The 526-nt window shown below is 44.3% G+C and carries 1 protein-coding gene; it reads left to right on the top strand.

Features of this window, described 5'->3' with window-relative positions; all coding sequences use genetic code 11:
• On the top strand, positions 1–526 hold a 526-nt coding region (locus tag QZL64_RS02240; RefSeq protein WP_369665149.1), incomplete at both ends, for a DNA methyltransferase.

Genomic DNA, 526 nt, shown 5'->3' with positions numbered 1-526 from the left:
TAAACGATACGGAATCCCGCGGGCACAGTTAGTTATTGCTGATATTCCGTATAACTTGGGCGTGAACGCCTACGGAAGTAGCCCTCAATGGTATATTGATGGCGACAACAAGAACGGCGAGAGCGCAAAAGCCGGCAAGTCGTTTTTTAACACGGATTTTAATTTCAATATTGCCGAATATTTTCATTTCTGCAATAGGTTATTGAAGAAAGAGCCGAAAGAACGAGGGCAAGCCCCTTGCATGATTGTATTTTGTAGTTTTGAACAGATGCAAATGGTGATTAAATACGCCGAAAAGCACGGATTTAATCATTATACACCGATAACGTTTGTCAAAAAGCATAGCGGGCAGGCGCTAAAAGCGAATATGAAAATAGTCGGCGCCACTGAATATGCCCTCGTGCTATATCGCGATAAGTTGCCAAAATTCCGTAACGGGTGCCAACGAGATGAAAACGGCAAGGCAATCCGCGGAACCGGGAAAATGATATTTAACTGGCAGGAGTGGCAACGTGATGGGAAGGAT

The sequence above is a fragment of the Veillonella sp. CAG:933 genome (assembly GCF_000431435.1).
Taxonomy (GTDB): Bacteria; Bacillota; Negativicutes; order Veillonellales; family Veillonellaceae; genus Veillonella_A.
This window is presented reverse-complemented; position numbering and strand designations above follow the sequence as displayed.